This is a genomic window from Allopusillimonas soli (assembly GCF_004153445.1).
Classification (GTDB): Bacteria; Pseudomonadota; Gammaproteobacteria; order Burkholderiales; family Burkholderiaceae_B; genus Allopusillimonas; species Allopusillimonas soli.
In genome coordinates this window covers 419,268-434,653 of record NZ_SDQC01000001.1, presented here as the reverse complement: position 1 = coordinate 434,653, position 15,386 = coordinate 419,268, and the positions used below count along the sequence as shown (strand labels likewise).

General features: G+C 62.9%; 16 protein-coding genes. 7 read left to right on the top strand and 9 right to left on the bottom strand.

All coding sequences use genetic code 11. The features are described from left to right. Positions 1-6: 6 nt before the first annotated feature. Positions 7-708, bottom strand: a complete 702-nt coding sequence (locus tag ERD78_RS02130) for a response regulator (protein WP_129967585.1) — start codon at positions 706-708, stop codon at positions 7-9. Positions 709-815: 107 nt separating this feature from the next. Between ERD78_RS02130 and ERD78_RS02125 the strand changes: the two genes are divergently transcribed. The 3 genes from ERD78_RS02125 (at position 816) to recQ (ending at position 5,607) form a co-directional block, all read left to right on the top strand. Continuing rightward, positions 816-2,603, top strand: a complete 1,788-nt coding sequence (locus ERD78_RS02125; RefSeq protein ID WP_129967583.1) for a ClcB-like voltage-gated chloride channel protein — start codon at positions 816-818, stop codon at positions 2,601-2,603. Positions 2,604-2,680: 77 nt separating this feature from the next. Next, on the top strand, positions 2,681-3,784 hold the full coding sequence (locus ERD78_RS02120; RefSeq protein WP_129967581.1) for a fimbria/pilus outer membrane usher protein: 1,104 nt from the start codon (positions 2,681-2,683) through the stop codon (positions 3,782-3,784). Between the two features lie 8 nt (positions 3,785-3,792). Beyond that, on the top strand, positions 3,793-5,607 hold the full coding sequence (gene recQ / locus ERD78_RS02115; protein ID WP_129967579.1) for a DNA helicase RecQ: 1,815 nt from the start codon (positions 3,793-3,795) through the stop codon (positions 5,605-5,607). Between the two features lie 66 nt (positions 5,608-5,673). On the opposite strand, the gene ruvB is transcribed toward recQ, so the two are convergent. Further along, entirely contained in the window at positions 5,674-6,738 is a 1,065-nt protein-coding gene (gene ruvB, locus ERD78_RS02110; RefSeq protein WP_129967577.1) for a Holliday junction branch migration DNA helicase RuvB, read from the bottom strand. A gap of 122 nt (positions 6,739-6,860) precedes the next feature. Here ruvB and ERD78_RS02105 point away from each other — a divergent pair, with 122 nt between their 5' ends. Then, positions 6,861-7,829: a threo-3-hydroxy-L-aspartate ammonia-lyase gene (locus ERD78_RS02105; protein ID WP_129967575.1), complete on the top strand. Its 969-nt coding sequence runs from the start codon at positions 6,861-6,863 to the stop codon at positions 7,827-7,829. A 21-nt stretch (positions 7,830-7,850) separates the two neighbouring features. On the opposite strand, the gene ruvA is transcribed toward ERD78_RS02105, so the two are convergent. The 6 genes from ruvA to ERD78_RS02075 form a co-directional block, all read right to left on the bottom strand. After that, positions 7,851-8,426: a Holliday junction branch migration protein RuvA gene (gene ruvA / locus ERD78_RS02100; RefSeq protein WP_129967573.1), complete on the bottom strand. Its 576-nt coding sequence runs from the start codon at positions 8,424-8,426 to the stop codon at positions 7,851-7,853. A 48-nt stretch (positions 8,427-8,474) separates the two neighbouring features. Beyond that, on the bottom strand, positions 8,475-9,020 hold the full coding sequence (ruvC, locus tag ERD78_RS02095) for a crossover junction endodeoxyribonuclease RuvC (RefSeq protein WP_129967571.1): 546 nt from the start codon (positions 9,018-9,020) through the stop codon (positions 8,475-8,477). A 9-nt stretch (positions 9,021-9,029) separates the two neighbouring features. Next, positions 9,030-10,622 carry a bifunctional phosphoribosylaminoimidazolecarboxamide formyltransferase/IMP cyclohydrolase gene (purH, locus tag ERD78_RS02090; RefSeq protein ID WP_129967569.1) on the bottom strand — a complete coding sequence of 531 codons (1,593 nt, stop codon included), beginning with the start codon at positions 10,620-10,622 and terminating at the stop codon, positions 9,030-9,032. 52 nt (positions 10,623-10,674) lie between these two features. After that, on the bottom strand, positions 10,675-10,914 hold the full coding sequence (locus ERD78_RS02085; RefSeq protein WP_129967567.1) for a helix-turn-helix domain-containing protein: 240 nt from the start codon (positions 10,912-10,914) through the stop codon (positions 10,675-10,677). Then, entirely contained in the window at positions 10,911-11,963 is a 1,053-nt protein-coding gene (dusB, locus tag ERD78_RS02080) for a tRNA dihydrouridine synthase DusB (RefSeq protein ID WP_129967565.1), read from the bottom strand. The genes ERD78_RS02085 and dusB overlap by 4 nt, the downstream gene beginning before the upstream one ends. Positions 11,964-12,040: 77 nt before the next feature. Next, complete coding sequence (locus ERD78_RS02075) at positions 12,041-13,237, bottom strand: FAD-dependent monooxygenase (protein WP_129967564.1); 1,197 nt, start codon at positions 13,235-13,237, stop codon at positions 12,041-12,043. Between the two features lie 68 nt (positions 13,238-13,305). On the opposite strand from ERD78_RS02075, the gene ERD78_RS02070 reads away from it, so the two are divergent. After that, complete coding sequence (locus ERD78_RS02070) at positions 13,306-13,788, top strand: TM2 domain-containing protein (protein ID WP_371734554.1); 483 nt, start codon at positions 13,306-13,308, stop codon at positions 13,786-13,788. Positions 13,789-13,989: 201 nt separating this feature from the next. Here ERD78_RS02070 and ERD78_RS20085 read toward each other — a convergent pair whose 3' ends face one another. Continuing rightward, positions 13,990-14,124 (bottom strand): hypothetical protein, encoded by a 135-nt coding sequence (locus tag ERD78_RS20085; protein WP_257216459.1) that lies wholly within the window; start codon positions 14,122-14,124, stop codon positions 13,990-13,992. A 31-nt stretch (positions 14,125-14,155) separates the two neighbouring features. On the opposite strand from ERD78_RS20085, the gene ERD78_RS02065 reads away from it, so the two are divergent. Then, complete coding sequence (locus tag ERD78_RS02065) at positions 14,156-14,491, top strand: hypothetical protein (protein ID WP_129968291.1); 336 nt, start codon at positions 14,156-14,158, stop codon at positions 14,489-14,491. A gap of 27 nt (positions 14,492-14,518) precedes the next feature. Beyond that, positions 14,519-15,382 carry a cytochrome c oxidase assembly protein gene (locus ERD78_RS02060; protein ID WP_129967562.1) on the top strand — a complete coding sequence of 288 codons (864 nt, stop codon included), beginning with the start codon at positions 14,519-14,521 and terminating at the stop codon, positions 15,380-15,382. The last annotated feature ends 4 nt before the right edge of the window (positions 15,383-15,386 follow it).

Here is a 15,386-nt window from a genome sequence, read left to right as displayed (position 1 = left end):
GTGGAATCAGGGCGAGAAGCGGTAGCCGACTCCCCACACCGTCTGGATCCAGCGCGGCTGTTTGGGATCGTCCTCGATGGCGCGACGCAGGCGCAGGATGGCGATATCGATGGCGCGGTCGTTGCGCTCTCCTTCATCGTCGTCTCGCGCAAGCGCCAGAAGGCGGTCGCGTGACAGCGGTTTGCCCGGATTGCTGACCAGCGCTTCGAGCAGATTGACCTCGCCGCCCGTGAGCTTGATGATTTCCTCTCCCCGGTAGAGCTGGCGCGTGGCCGGATCGAACACGAATGGTCCAAAAGCCACGGGCTTGTCCTTATTGAGCGCGGAGGCGCCGCGCTTGCGCCGCAATACAGCCTCGATGCGGGCGAGCAGTTCGCGCGGATCGAAGGGCTTGCCCAGGTAGTCGTCGGCGCCTGCTTCAAGGCCGATGACCCTGTCCACGGTTTCGTCGCGCGCGGTCAGTAAAATAACAGGGATGTCTTCCCCTTGCTGGCGCAGTTTGCGGCAGGCCTCAGCACCGTCCCCGTCGGGCATCATGCGGTCGAGTACGATGAGGTCGGGCGAGTAGCGCTGTATGCGCCCAGCCAGGTCGCTGGCGTCGGGCGCCAGCAAGGTGTCGTAGTTGTGACGATTGAGGTAGTCGGCCAATAGTTGCCGCAGGGCCGGATCGTCGTCAACGACCAATACTTTCACTAGCGGATTTTCCATAGGCTTCAAGTGTGCCCTGCGGTTGAAACGCTTGCAAGCGCGTGGAAATGGATTGAAATGGATGCTCGCAGTGCGGTATGGTGGCGGGTCTTCCGGATGGAACATACATGATACGCAAGCGCGTGCAGTCCATGGGCCAGCAATTGGCGGCCTACTCGTGGCTTTCCGATCTGCCGGCCATGCTGTGCTGGGCGGTCGTCGTGGGCGTGCTGGGTGCCCTGGCCACCATCGGCTTCCATGTCGGCATCCACGTGCTGCAGCATCTGGCCACGGGCCGCAGCGGCTCCATCGTGCAGACCATTTCCAGTCTTCCCTGGTATGGGCGCGTGCTGTTTCCCATGGCGGGAGGCATGGCGGCGGGCCTGCTGCTTTGGGCGGCGGCGCGCATACACGCCGGCGCCAACTCCGACTACATGGAGGCGGTTGCCATTGGAGACGGCAGATTGTCGATCAGGCAGGGGCTGCTGCGATCACTGTCCTCCCTGTGCACGGTGGCCTCGGGTGGCTCCATAGGGCGGGAGGGCGCCATGGTGCACCTGGGAGCATTGGCTGCCTCCACCATAGGCCGGCTTACGTATTTCAGTACGTCGCGTCTGCGCTTGCTGGTTGCCTGTGGCGCCTCGGCCGGGGTCGCCGCAGCCTACGGCACGCCGATTGCAGGCGCCTTGTTCGTGGCCGAAATCGTTATCGGCACCATGCGCATGCAGTCTTTCGGCCCGCTCATGGTGTCGGCTGCCACGGCCAATATCGTCATGCGCATGACAGGCAACTATCACACGATCTATGCCATGCCTGAAATGCCCCAGCTGCTGGGCCCGGAGGTGCTCCCGTTTGTGTTTCTGGGGCTGGTGTCCGGCGTGGCCGCCCCTGTGTTCCTGAAGGTGCTCGATTTCACCCGCCGGCAATTCCGGCGCACCGGGCTGGCGCTGCCGCTGCGCCTGGGTGCGGGAGGCGTCCTGGTGGGCGGCCTGCTGGTTGTGCTGCCGCAGGTTGCAGGCAACGGCTATAGCGTGGTCTATGCCTTTCTGCACAGCAACTGGGCTTGGCATGCCGTTCTGGTAATGCTCGTCTGCAAGATACTGGCCACCGCGCTGACTGTGGGATCGGGGGCGGTGGGGGGGGTATTCACACCTTCGCTCTTTGTGGGCGGCGCGTTGGGCACGCTGTTCGGCATAGGCATGGAGGCGCTCCTGCCGGGCTTGCATGCGCCGGTGTACATGTACACGCTGGTTGGCATGGGCAGTTTCCTCGGCGCCGCGACCAGCGCGCCGCTGATGGCCATCATCATGATCTTCGAAATGACGCTCAGTTACCAGATTGTCCTGCCGCTCATGGTGGCTGGCGTCATCGCTTATTTTGTTTCGCGCGCATTGGCTGAGATCGCCATGTACGAGGTCACCGTCGTGCGTGAACGCGACACGGTGCTGCGCCAGCGCCTGCGTAATACGCTCATCGGCGACCTGGTGCGGCCCGCCGACACCGTTGTGGCCGCAAATGCGCCGCTCAGCAGCGCGGTGCAGCTTTTTGTCGAGTACCCGGTCCGCTATCTTTATGTGGTGGACGAAAACAATAATTACCTCGGCGTGATTGCACAGCAAGACCTCACCAGTTTATTGTTGAGCCAGGGCGGCCTGGATGAAAAGCATGCGGGCGATGTGTTGCGTACGGATTTCGTCAAGACCCTGCGGCCCGATATGTCGCTGGACCAGGCCCAGGACTATTTCGTTCAGTTTCGCGGCGAGCGCCTGCCCGTCGTCAGCAGCAAGGAAGATCCGCGCCTGCTGGGCGTTGTGTACAAATCTGCAGTGCTGGAGCGCTATAGCGCGCTCAAGCGGTCCATGGACGCCAGCGCGGAAGCGATGTTCGAGTTCGACCTGCAGCGGCGCAAGCCCTGACCCGGGCGGGCTCTCCCGCCTGGTGGCTGGTTGCGATGTGTCGCCCGCACCGTTCAATTTGTATGCCTCTTGTGTTCATGTCTCCTGCCAACTTCCCGCTGCGATCTTCCTTGTTGCTTGCTGGCATGCTATGTCTGTTTCCGGGGTCTGCGCAGGCCGAGAGCAGGGCGTGGTTCGGCTGGAGCACGGTACAGGTCTATCCGGTTGATCCGCCTCCCGTCATCCGGCAGATTCCCGACCCCAACGCGCAGCCAGCGGGCAGCCCGCCGCCGGCACGCTACATTCCTCAGCGCTATACCTGGCAGCGCCGCGATGCATGGCGGCCTGCGCCAGACCGCGTATCGCCTGCCTCACCGGGCCTGCGCGGCGCGCTCAGCCTCAGGCCGGTCGTGCGCATGCCCGGCCCAATCGACGATGCGACGGGCCTGCCCTGGAGTGTGGGGGCAAGCAGCTGGCTGTTCACAGGGGAGCAGGATTTCGACGTCTCCGTTGGCAGCCAGCAGATTGCCGTGCCTGACTGGGGCCGTGAAGCACGCCTGGGTGGGATCAATATCGCTGGCGCACCGGGACAGGATGCCGACAGCGTGTGGCGGTATTCCGTGGCCTTGGGGGCGCTGGACGAAGCAGTGGATCAGTCGCAGGGCGACCTCTCCTACGGCAAGGGGGCTGGACATGCATTCGTGAGCTATGGCCTGGAGCCCGGATTGACATTGCAGTCGCAAATGGGCGTGGCGCCTGGACTGGTCAATACCGGGGTAGGCGGGGAATATCAGACGGACTGGGGCGCATGGACCGCTGGGGTTGCGCGCGCCAGCGCGGGTCTGTACAAGGGCTGGCGCTTTCAGACCGAGTATCGGGTCAGCGTCCTTGACGATATCGAATTAAGCTGGCTGAACGAGCGCCTTACACCGGGCTATGCCGACCTCAGCACCTACGGCGGCACCCCAGGCGGCGGCGCAACGCGCCAGCAATGGTCGGCCACTGTGCCGACGGGGCGTTGGGGCGATATCAGCGGCACATTCGAGAGCCTGGACCGTTCCGCGGCATCGCCGGTGCGCAGCTTCGGGTTCACGCAGCAATTCTGGTACAGTCCCAACCTGCGTGTTGGCCTGCGCGCCCAGCGCGAGTTCGAAAGCGGGGATTATGATGTAGGCATACGCTTTTCCATACCCGTTTTCTGATTTCCGGCATGACCACACCTTCCCTGGACACGCTCCAGACTGTTTTTGGCTATGAATCCTTCCGCGGCGACCAGCAAGCCATCATCGACCACGTCATAGGCGGCGGCGACGCGCTGGTGCTCATGCCCACCGGAGGTGGCAAGTCGCTCTGCTATCAGATTCCGGCCCTGGTCCGGGCGGGCACAGGCGTGGTCATTTCGCCGCTCATCGCCCTGATGCAGGATCAGGTCGATGCATTGCTGGAGCTCGGCGTGCGGGCCGCATATCTCAACTCCTCGCAGGATTGGCGCGAAGCGCGCGAGGTGGAGCAGGCCTTTCTCAACGGCCAGCTTGACCTGCTGTACGTCGCGCCCGAGCGCCTGTTGACCGATCGCTGCATGGATCTGCTCGAGCGCGGGCGTATCGCCCTGTTCGCCATCGATGAAGCGCACTGTGTATCTCAATGGGGCCACGATTTCCGGCCGGAATACCTGGGCCTGTCGGTGCTGCATGAGCGCTGGCCAGGGGTGCCGCGCCTGGCGCTGACCGCAACGGCCACCACCGTCACCAGGCGTGAAATTGCGCAACGGCTCATGCTGGACGATGCACCGCATTTCGTGGCCAGCTTCGACCGTCCGAACATCCGCTACCGTATTGTCGAGAAGAGCGAGGTGCGCAAGCAACTGCTGGCCTTCATCAAGGCGGAGCACGATGGCGATTGCGGCATCGTGTATTGTCTGTCGCGTGCTCGCGTGGAGGATACCGCGACATTTCTTTGCGAGCATGGCATACCGGCGCTGCCGTATCATGCCGGTCTCAGCGGGCCTGTCAGGGCGGCCAATCAGTCCCGTTTCCTGCGCGAAGACGGCTTGGTCATGGTGGCCACCATTGCTTTTGGCATGGGCGTGAACAAGCCCGATGTGCGGTTTGTCGCCCATATCGATCTGCCCAAGTCGGTCGAGGGCTACTATCAGGAGTCGGGCAGGGCCGGCCGAGACGGCCTGCCCGCCACGGCTTGGCTGGCCTATGGGCTTCAGGATGTCGTACAGCAGCGGCGCATGATCGATCAATCGGAAGGCGATGACAGTTTTCGTCGGCGCTTGGGAGCGCAGCTGGATGCCATGCTGGGGCTGTGCGAAACCGTACACTGCCGGCGCCAGCGGCTACTGGATTATTTCGATCAGCATATCGAGCCTTGTGGCAATTGCGACACCTGTCTTGAGCCTCCCCAGGCATGGGATGGTACGGTGGCGGCCCAGAAAATCCTGTCTGCGGTTTATCGGCTGTGGCGCGAGCGCGGGCAGCGTTTTGGCGCGGGACACCTTATCGACATCCTGCGCGGCAAGCTCACTGAGCGCGTCAAGGAATACGGGCATGACAGCCTGTCGGTGTTCGGCGTTGGCGCGGATCTTTCAGAGTCCGCCTGGCGCGGGGTGCTGCGCCAATTGCTGGCGCAAAGCCTGCTGGCTGTGGATCACGAAGGCTACGGCACCCTGGCGCTTACCGAAGGCAGCCGGGCTGTGCTGAAGGGCGAACAGACGTTGATGCTGCGTCGTGAATCCGAGAAAAAGACGCGGGGCGGCCGGGCATCGGCATCGCGCGGCAAGGCTGCGATCGTGCTGCCACCGGAGGCCCAGGCCCGTTTCGAGGCCTTGCGCAGCTGGCGCGCCGAAGTAGCGCGCAGCCATGGCGTGCCAGCATACGTCATTTTCCATGATGCTACCTTGCGCGAGATTGCGCTGGATCCGCCGCGTACGCTGGATGACCTGGGCCAGATCAGCGGTGTGGGCGTGCGAAAGCGCGAGGCGTATGGAGAAGATCTGCTGCGTTGCGTAGCGCGGTAGCGGTACGCAAGCCCGTGGAGCCCGCGCCTGGCGGCTGAGGCAGGCAATGGCAAGGACGGCCTGCGCTCAGAACAGATCAGGCGTGCCGCCCGCCGACTGGGGCGCGGCCAAGCCGAGATGGCGCCATGTTGTCTGCGTGGCCATGCGGCCACGTGGCGTGCGCTGCAAGTAGCCGTGCTGAATGAGATAAGGCTCGATGACGTCTTCGATGGTATCGCGTTCTTCGCCTATGGCCGCGGCCAGGCTGTCCACCCCCACCGGGCCGCCATCGAACTTGTGGATAATGGCCTCGAGCAGCTTGCGGTCCATGAGGTCCAGGCCCTGCGGATCGACTTCGAGCATGGACAATGCGGCTCCGGCCACGTCGGCATCGATGCGCCCACCCGCCTTGACCTCGGCGTAGTCGCGTACGCGCCGCAACAGGCGATTGGCAATGCGAGGCGTGCCGCGAGCACGGCGGGCGATTTCGATGGCGCCTTCAGGCGTGGTGTCGGCACTGAGCAGCCGCGCACTGCGGGTGACGATGTGCGTGAGATCCTGGGCACTGTAAAATTCCAGCCGCGAAACAATGCCGAAACGATCGCGCAGAGGATTGGTGAGCATGCCCGCACGCGTGGTGGCGCCCACCAGGGTGAAAGGCTGCAGGTCTATCTTGACGCTGCGCGCGGCAGGGCCTTCGCCAATGAGTATGTCGATCTGGAAGTCTTCCAGAGCCGGATACAGGATTTCCTCGACCACAGGCGAAAGGCGGTGGATTTCATCGATGAACAGCACGTCGTTGCGTTCGAGATTGGTAAGCAAGGCAGCCAGATCGCCCGGGCGCTCCAGCACGGGGCCTGACGTCTGGCGCAACTGCACACCCATCTCGTGCGCCACGATATGGGCCAGCGTGGTCTTGCCCAGCCCCGGCGGTCCGAAAAGCAGTACGTGATCAAGCGCCTCGCCGCGCTGGCGTGCCGCCTGAATGAATATCTCGAGCTGCTCCCGTGCGCGCTGCTGGCCTATGTATTCGTCCAGCCGGCGCGGGCGCAGGGCCCGCTCGATGGAATCTTCATTGGGCGAGGCGCTGTGCGGTGTCACGATGCGTTCTGGCGCGGGCGTGCTGGAGAGCGAATCGGAATGTATGGCCATGTCGTCTGTGAGAGATGCTGAGTATATCTACAGTATCGAATGGTACTCTATCGCGGGCACCCTTGCACACGCATCAAATTGCAGCATAATCCTATTTTCGTCATTATCCGGTTCCTGAATACATGTCTGCCGCGCTGCCCACCTACGAAGACGTCCTCGATGCAAGCCGTGTCCTCGATGGCATTGCCCATCGCACGCCGGTTCTTGCCTCCACCACACTCAACGACAGGCTTGGCGCACAGGTGTTCTTCAAGTGCGAGAACCTGCAGCGCATCGGCGCCTTCAAGTTCCGGGGTGGTTACAACGCCATTGCCCGGCTTGGACCTGAGCAGCGCCGGGCCGGCGTGGTGGCCTTTTCATCCGGCAATCACGCGCAGGCCGTAGCGCTTGCCGCCCGCATGTTGGGCGTTGCCGCCACCATCGTCATGCCGAATGATGCGCCGCGCGCCAAGCGGGCTGCTACCGAGGGCTATGGCGCCCGCATCATCGACTATGACCGCAATACCGAAGATCGCGAGGCCATTGCGCTGGACCTGGCGCAAAAGGAGGGGCTCACGCTTATCCCGCCTTTCGATCATCCGCACATCATCGCGGGGCAGGGCACCGCCGTTAAGGAGCTGCTGGAAGACGTGGGCGGCCTCGACGCGCTGTTTGTCCCGCTGGGCGGCGGCGGCCTTTTGTCCGGATCCCTGCTCGCCGCCCGCGCCATCGCGCCCGATTGTGCCGTGTACGGTGTAGAGCCCGAGGCTGGCGACGACGGTCTGCAGTCGCTGCGTAAAGGGGAAATCGTCCGCATCGGGCCGCCGCAATCCATCGCGGACGGCGCCGTCACGCAGTACCTGGGGAAGATCACTTTTCCCATTATCCGCGATCAGGTTCGGGATATTCTCACTGTGTCCGACGCACAACTCGTGGCCGCGATGCAGTTTTTCGCCGAACGCATGAAGATCGTGGTGGAACCCACCGGCTGCCTGGGCGCCGCCGCTGCCATGAACCAGTGCGTGCCTATGAAGGGCATGCGGGTCGGGGTGCTGCTCAGCGGCGGCAACGTGGACCTGGCCCGTTATGGCCAGCATTTGCAGGCTGGCTGACGCCCGCCCGCGGGTGGGCCGCTAGGCGCGCGACAGCGATTTGAGCGCCAGGCGTATGCCTTCGGCCACATCCACGTCCGGAGGCAGTTTTTTCATGGCGGACGTCGACTCCGACGAAGAGTAGCCCAGCGACAGCAGGGCGTTCAGGATATCGTCCCGTCCGTTCGCCTGCACCCCCGGGCTGGCGGGCAGGTCGGCGCCCAACTTGCCCTTGAGCTCCAGCAACAGGCGCTCTGCCGTTTTCTTGCCTATGCCCGGCACGCGCGTCAGGCGTCCGGTCTCCTGTTGTGTAATGGCCAAGGCCAGTTCTTCCACCGTCATGCCCGAAAGCACGGCCAGGGCTGTCCTTGCTCCTATGCCAGTCACCTTGATCAGCGAGCGGAAAGCCATGCGTTCCTTGTTGGAGAGAAAACCGTACAGTGTATGGGCATCCTCGCGCACGGCAAGATGTGTAAAGAGCGTCACGCGCGCGCCGTTCTCCGGCAGATCGTACAGTGTGCTCATGGGGACGTCGATTTCATAGCCGACGCCGCCCACGTCTATGCATACCACGGGCGGTGTTTTCTCGAGCAAGATACCTGTTATGCGTCCTATCATGTGGCACAGTCCTGAAGAAGGTGAAGGAGAATCCGCCGCCGGGCGTCGCTAGCCAAGAACTCTGCCTGCACGCACCCGCGTGCGGCGACTGGGTGCGATGCCGGCGGTTTGGCGCAGACGTTCGGACAAAGGAAACAGATGCGCGTGGCAGATGGCGCAGGCCAGCGCGTCAGCCGAGTCGGGCGCGGGAATGCCGTCCAGCTCCAGCAGATGCTGCACCATTTTCTGTACTTGCTCCTTGGCGGCATGGCCGTTACCTACGACCGACTTCTTGATTTGCAGCGCTGTATATTCATGCACCTCGAGCAGGCTGTCAGCCAGGGCGCATACCGCGGCCCCGCGTGCCTGTCCGAGCAGCAGGGTAGACGTGGGGTTGGCGTTGACGAACACTTTTTCCAGCGCCGATACCGATGGCCGGGTCGACTGGACAACCTCGCGTATGTTGTCGAGGATGACTTTGAGCCGACCCGCCAGCGGCTGATCGGTCGGCACGACGATGGTGCCGCTGCTGATATAGCGCAGCCGGCTGCCCTCGACTTCGATCACACCGAAGCCGGTGCGGCGCAGGCCGGGATCGATGCCGAGTATGCGCACAGCCGGCCGTCAGTGGCGGAAATGACGCATGCCGGTGAAGACCATCGCGATGCCGCGCTCGTCGGCGGCTGCAATGACTTCATCGTCGCGGATACTGCCGCCGGGCTGGATAACGCAGCGCGCACCGGCATCGACGACGACATCCAGGCCGTCACGGAAGGGGAAGAACGCATCGGAAGCCACGGCGGAACCCTCCAGGCTCAGGCCCGCGTTCTCCGCTTTGATGGCAGCGATGCGGGCGGAATCCACACGGCTCATCTGGCCGGCGCCCACCCCCAGCGTCATGCCGTTTCCGGTGAAGATAATGGCATTCGATTTCACATACTTGGCCACGGTCCAGGCAAAGCGCAGATCGCGCATCTGCTGCTCGGTGGGGGCGAGTTTGGTCACGATCTTCAGTCCGCTTTCGTCGACATCGGCGGCATCGGGGCTTTGAACCAGCCAGCCGCCGCCCACGCGCTTGACGTCGAATGCGTTATGCGCGCCGCCCTGCGGAATTTCCAGCACACGGACATTTTTCTTGGCGGCGAAGACGGCCAGGGCTTCGGACGAGTAGCCCGGTGCCAGCAGCACTTCGACGAACTGCGCGCTGATGGCCTGTGCTGTCGCCGCGTCGACGGGACGGTTGAAGGCAATAATGCCACCGAATGCGGACGTGGGATCGGTCTTGAACGCGCTTTGATATGCGGTCAGAGGGCTGTCGGCAACCGCCACGCCGCATGGGTTGGCATGCTTGACAATGACGCAGGCGCTTTCCTGGAAGCTGCGCACGCATTCCCATGCCGCATCCGCATCGGCGATGTTGTTGTAGGACAGCTCTTTGCCCTGCAATTGGCGGTAGCTGCCCAGCAAGCCGGGAGGCAAGGGCTGGTCTATATAAAAGGCCGCTGCCTGGTGCGGATTCTCGCCATAGCGCAGCACCTGCTGCTGGCGGGCCTGTATGGTGAGCACGCCCGGCCACGGCGCACGCTGCGGTGTTTTATCCTGGGCGGGTTCCGTTTCGCTCAGGCTGGTGAGGTAGGCGGCGATGGCGCCGTCGTAGGCGGCAGTGTGGGCATAGGTTTTCGCGGCCAGTTCCAGGCGCAGAGCGTAGGAGGGCGCTCCAGCGGGGCCGTCCATGTCCGCCAGCAGGCGGGAATAATCCGCCGGATCAATCACGACCGTCACGCCGCCCTGCGCCGTGCCGTGATTCTTGGCGGCGGCGCGCAGCATGGCGGGGCCGCCGATATCGATGTTCTCGACGGCGTCGGCGAAGGTACAGTCGTCGCGGGCAATGGTTTCCCGGAAGGGGTACAGGTTCACGACCAGCAGGTCGATGCGGTCTATGCCCTGCTCGCGCAGCGTGTTCATGTGCTGCTCGCTGTCACGGCGCGCCAGGAGGCCGCCATGGATCTTGGGGTGCAGCGTCTTGACGCGACCATCGAGAATTTCCGGCGAGCCGGTGTGATCGGCCACTTCCGTGACCTCAAGGCCGGCTTGGGCCAGCAGGCGCGCGGTGCCGCCGGTGGACAACAGTCTTACGCCGCGTTGGGCCAATGCCTGGGCAAATTCAACGATACCGGTTTTGTCGGAAACCGAAAGCAGGGCAGTCTGGATTTTCATGAATGGAGAAGGTGAAGGTAGTGAAATAGGGATACGGTGCGGATGCCAGGGCTCAGGGCTGCAGATTGTGGGCCTGCAGTTTCTTTCGCAGGGTACTGCGTGTAATGCCAAGCATTTCAGCCGCCTTGGACTGGTTGCCCCGCGACTGCTCAAGCGCGATTTCGAGCACCGGGCGTTCGACGCAATTGACGACCATGGCAAGCATGTCGCGCGGTTCGGAATCGCCCAAGTCAGCCAGATAGCGTTGCAATTGTTCGCGGACGGATTGTTGCAGAAGGTTTGTTTTTCTCATGATGCATGGAGTTGGATATGGCGATGGCCGGCAGCCATGGCCGATGTGACAGGCTGCGCCACCATGGCTGCGCTGCGTGGATGGCGGTCAAACCATTGCTCAATCGCGCGCGTTTGTTCGTGGGTACTGTCCAGTTGCTTGATGTGCGGCAGGAAATCCTGTGCATCGGGCAAATCGGCCAGATACCAGCCTATATGCTTGCGCGCGGAACGTACGCCAGTATATTCGCCGTAAAAGCGGTAGTGGTCTTCAAGGTGGTCGAGCAGGCAGTCGCGCAATTCGCCGTACGTGGGTGGCGGCAGATGAGTGCCGGTTTGCAGGTAATGGCTGATTTCGCGGAATATCCAGGGCCGACCCTGGGCTGCTCTTCCGACCATGATTGCGTCGGCGCCTGTGTAGTCTAGTACATATCGGGCCTTTTCGGGGCTGTCGATATCGCCATTGGCGACCACAGGGATGTCCAGCGCCTGCTTGACATCGCGTATCGTGTCGTATTCTGCCTCGCCCTGGTACATGTCGCAGCGCGTGCGGCCATGCAGAATCAAGGCATCCACGCCGATGTCCTGCGCCAGCAACCCGATGCGCAACGCATTGCGCGTATTGCGGTCCCATCCGGTTCGGGTCTTGAGGGTGACCGGCACGCCCAGCGGATGACACGCGGCGACCACACTACGCAGGATATCGGATACCCGCTTTTCGTCGCGCAGCAGCGCCGAGCCCGACGCGACATTGCAGACCTTCTTGACGGGGCAGCCCATGTTGATGTCGATGATGCGCGCACCTTTGCCGATATTGAAGACAGCAGCCTCGGCCATCATGCCGGGATCGGAGCCGGCAATCTGTACGGCAATGGGGTCGATTTCCCCTTCGTGGTCCAGACGCCGCGATGTCTTGACGCTTTCCCACAGACGGGGATTGCTGGCTGCCATCTCGGACACGGCGTAACCGGCCCCCAGCGTCTTGCATAGCTTGCGATAGGGGCGATCGGTAACGCCCGCCATGGGTGCCACGAAGACGGGATTGGAAAAAGACCAGGAGCCGATGCGCATGGGGGGATTTTAACCCTCTTGCCAACCGGGGTGACGGACGCCCGGAAAAGCGCGCAAGGGCTGCGCGGGCATGGATGCTATCGGCGCAGGCCCTGAAGCAGATGGCGGGCCAGCGGTATGCGCAGCGGCGATGCCAAGTCAAGGCCCAACAGGGCCAGGCCGGCCGCGTGCTCGGCCAGCGGGTTGCCGGTTGCGAACACGCGCGGCAGGAAGTCCGTGACGGCCGCGGTCAGCCAGCGGTCGGGACGGCGCAGTCGCGCAAAGGCCGCAAGCGCGGGGGATGGATCGGTATCTGGTTGGGCCAGCCAGGGCGCCAGGGCCAGGGCGAGCTGCGCAGCGTCGCGCAAGCCCAGGTTCAGGCCCTGGCCCGCGACCGGATGCAGCGTCTGGGCGGCATTCCCTATTGCCACGCTGCGTGCATCCAGCTGCGAAGGCCCGGCATGCAACTGCAGCGGAAATACATGCCGGTCGGCAAGTATTTCCAGGCGGCCTAGCCGTTCGCCGAAGGTACAGCCCAGTTCGGTGTTGAACTGGGCTTGCGAACATGCCTGAAGACGTTCAGCTTCGGGCGGGGTATTGCACCAGACAATGCCGTAGATGCCCTCTCCCGCAGGGTGGGGCAGCAATGCCAGTGGTCCGTGACGCGTGAACCGCTCGTAGGCCCAGCCCGGCCGAGGTCGCGATGCCCGGGCCAGCGTCAGCAGCGCGTGCTGTCCATAACTGCGTGTCAGGCCCCGCGGTCGCGCCCCATCGGAGCGCACGCGCAGGGCCGCACGTATCGTTCCCCCGGCAATGGGCAGCGTGACGCCATGCGGATCGGTGCCTTCGGCCCGCGGGTTCGCGGCTTCCGGTTGCGCGCCTGTGGGCTCGGCTTCGTCGAGCACAGTGACCCCGCTGCGCGCCAGCGCCCGATGCAGGCTGGCCAAAACATCATCATAGGTGGCAACACTGCCCAAGCGCGGTACGCCCAGTTCTTCCTGCTGGATCAGTGTTCGGCCCAGCCTGCCGCGTTGGGAAACATGCACGGTGGTGATGTCTGCGGCCGCAACCGGCCAGGCGCCCAACTGCTCCAGCAGGCTGCGGCTGCCGTGGTTAAGCGCAAGGGTGCGAGGATCTGGCCTGCCTTGCTGAGCCGCGGCGGAGTTCGTCGAAAGTGCGCGCCCCACCACTGCGATGCGCTGCGGTTCAGCGGCCCGGCGCGCGAGCATCAGCGCAAGCGCGCTGCCCACCGGGCCCGCGCCGCTGATGACGATATCGAATGTGTGCGGCTTCACGAACTATTCCTGGCTTGACTACAATGCCTACGATTTTAAGGTGTACGCTTGGTGGTGTCCCGGCGACATTGTCCAGCTCGTCAATTCTGTTTCACAGCGCGTCGCGCAAGGCCATGATGACCACGACATCCCCCTCTTATCACCGCAGCAAAGTGGCCGCTGCCTGGCTGGCATCGCTGTTTGGCGTCATTGGCGCCCACTGGTGGTATCTGGGCAGGCCTCGCGCCTGGGCGATCACGGCATTCGGCGTGCTTATGCTGGCCTTGTCCCGGCTTTACCCGGTGTGGTGGGACAGTCCGCCTTTTCTCATTCTCATCATACCTATCACCGCCGGGTTCATCGAGTCGCTTGTGTTTGCGCTCAAGACGGACGAATGGTTCGATGCGCGCTATAACCCGCGATCGGGCCGCTGCAATCAAACGGGATGGAGCGCGGTATTCGCAGCCATATTCTCCACGCTCGTCGGCGCGGCTGTGCTCACCTTTGGTATTGCCCTCATCGTCCTTCATGTATACAAGGCGCTAGGCTGGCTCGATGGGCTCGTTATCTGAACTGACTGCCGGCGGGCTGTTTCTGTTTGATGGATGCCGCATTTGCATGGCGATACATCCTCGGCCTTGTCCGGGATGGCGCTGCGGGCTACAATAATGCGTGTTCAATTTCAAGGAGCTGTGTGGTGAATTCCGACCCCGGCGATAGTAATAGTCGAACTTGTTTCGGCCTTTTCATCTCCAGGCGCGCGTCCGCGTAGGCTAGCCCACCAGCTGTCCATGCCGCGCCCCTGGCTTCTTCAAGGGCGTGGCAGTTTCCAGAATACCTTCGTATTCAAAACTCCCGTCGTTTACACCGCGAATCACCGTGCCGCTGGCCGGCGATTCCTGCGCCATGCGTCTGGCGCCTAATGTCATGGGAGGCAATATGCGTTTCTTCGATCTCTTCCTTCGCCGCGCGGGTGTGCGCCAGGCACCGGCCCGTGTAGCCAGCCAATTGTCGCGTTTCACGGTGGTATGTCCTCGCAACAGCCTGGCTGACATCCGCCGGCAGATATATCTCGATTTCGAGGCGGCCGGCCTGACAGTATCGGGTTTGCGTGTCGATCATGCCCATCGGCACGACATGGCAACCGCATGTGTCACCGTGTCCTGCCCGCCGGACAAGCGACGCGTTCTCATGATGCAGGCGCGCCAGGTCAAGGACTATCCGGGTGTGCACCAGGTCCGTTGGGGCGACCAGCGCCACCTTGCATTAAACTAGGAGGCGTTGCGCTTTTCGGACCCCTCCATGGATTTTATCGACTGGCTCAAGCCCTGGGAATTCTCCCCAACGCTTTTGCTGCTCTTTGCCGCAGGCATCTGGCTGTTTGCCCGGGGCACGCGCGTCCACCGGGTCAGCCGGGTGCGCCAGGCTTTCTTCTGGTCGGGTACGCTCATTCTCTATCTCATGCTGCACACGCACCTGGATTACTACGCCGAGCGCATGTTCTTCATCCATCGGTTGCAGCATCTGGTCTTGCATCATCTGGGGCCCTTGCTCATCATGGGGGCATATCCGGGCCAAGTCATGCGTGCCGGCTTGCCCATGGCCTGGCGGCTGCGCTTGCGGGATTTTCGCCGTACCGTGGCCGGTCGCGCAATCGAAGCCGTCCTGACCAACAAATTTCTGGTACCGCTGCTGTTCGTGGTGTTGGTGCTGGGCTTTCTTGTGCCGACGGCCCAGTTCTATTCCATGCTCGATTGGCGCCTGTACCGTTTCATGAACTGGTCGGTGGTCATCAGCGGTTTCATGTACTGGAATCTTATACTCGACCGCCGGCCCAGTCCGCCAGCAGCCATGTCGCCCGGAGGGCGGGTTATTTCGCCTGTCATTACCATGGTGCCGCAAATGGTCGTTGGGGCCATCATTACCTTTACCGAGCACGATCTTTATCCTATTTTCGATTTGTGCGGCCGTGCCATTCCTGGCATGTCGGCGCTCACCGACCAGGCCATTGGCGGCCTTACCATGTGGGTGCTGGCTGGCTTCATAGAGGTCTTTGGCCTGCTGTTTGCCTTGTCCACGCTTATGCGCCTGTCCGGCAAGAATCGCCTGCCTTCGAAGCGGGAGCGACAGAATCGCAGGCAGGGCGGCACCATGGCTGCAACCTGACTGC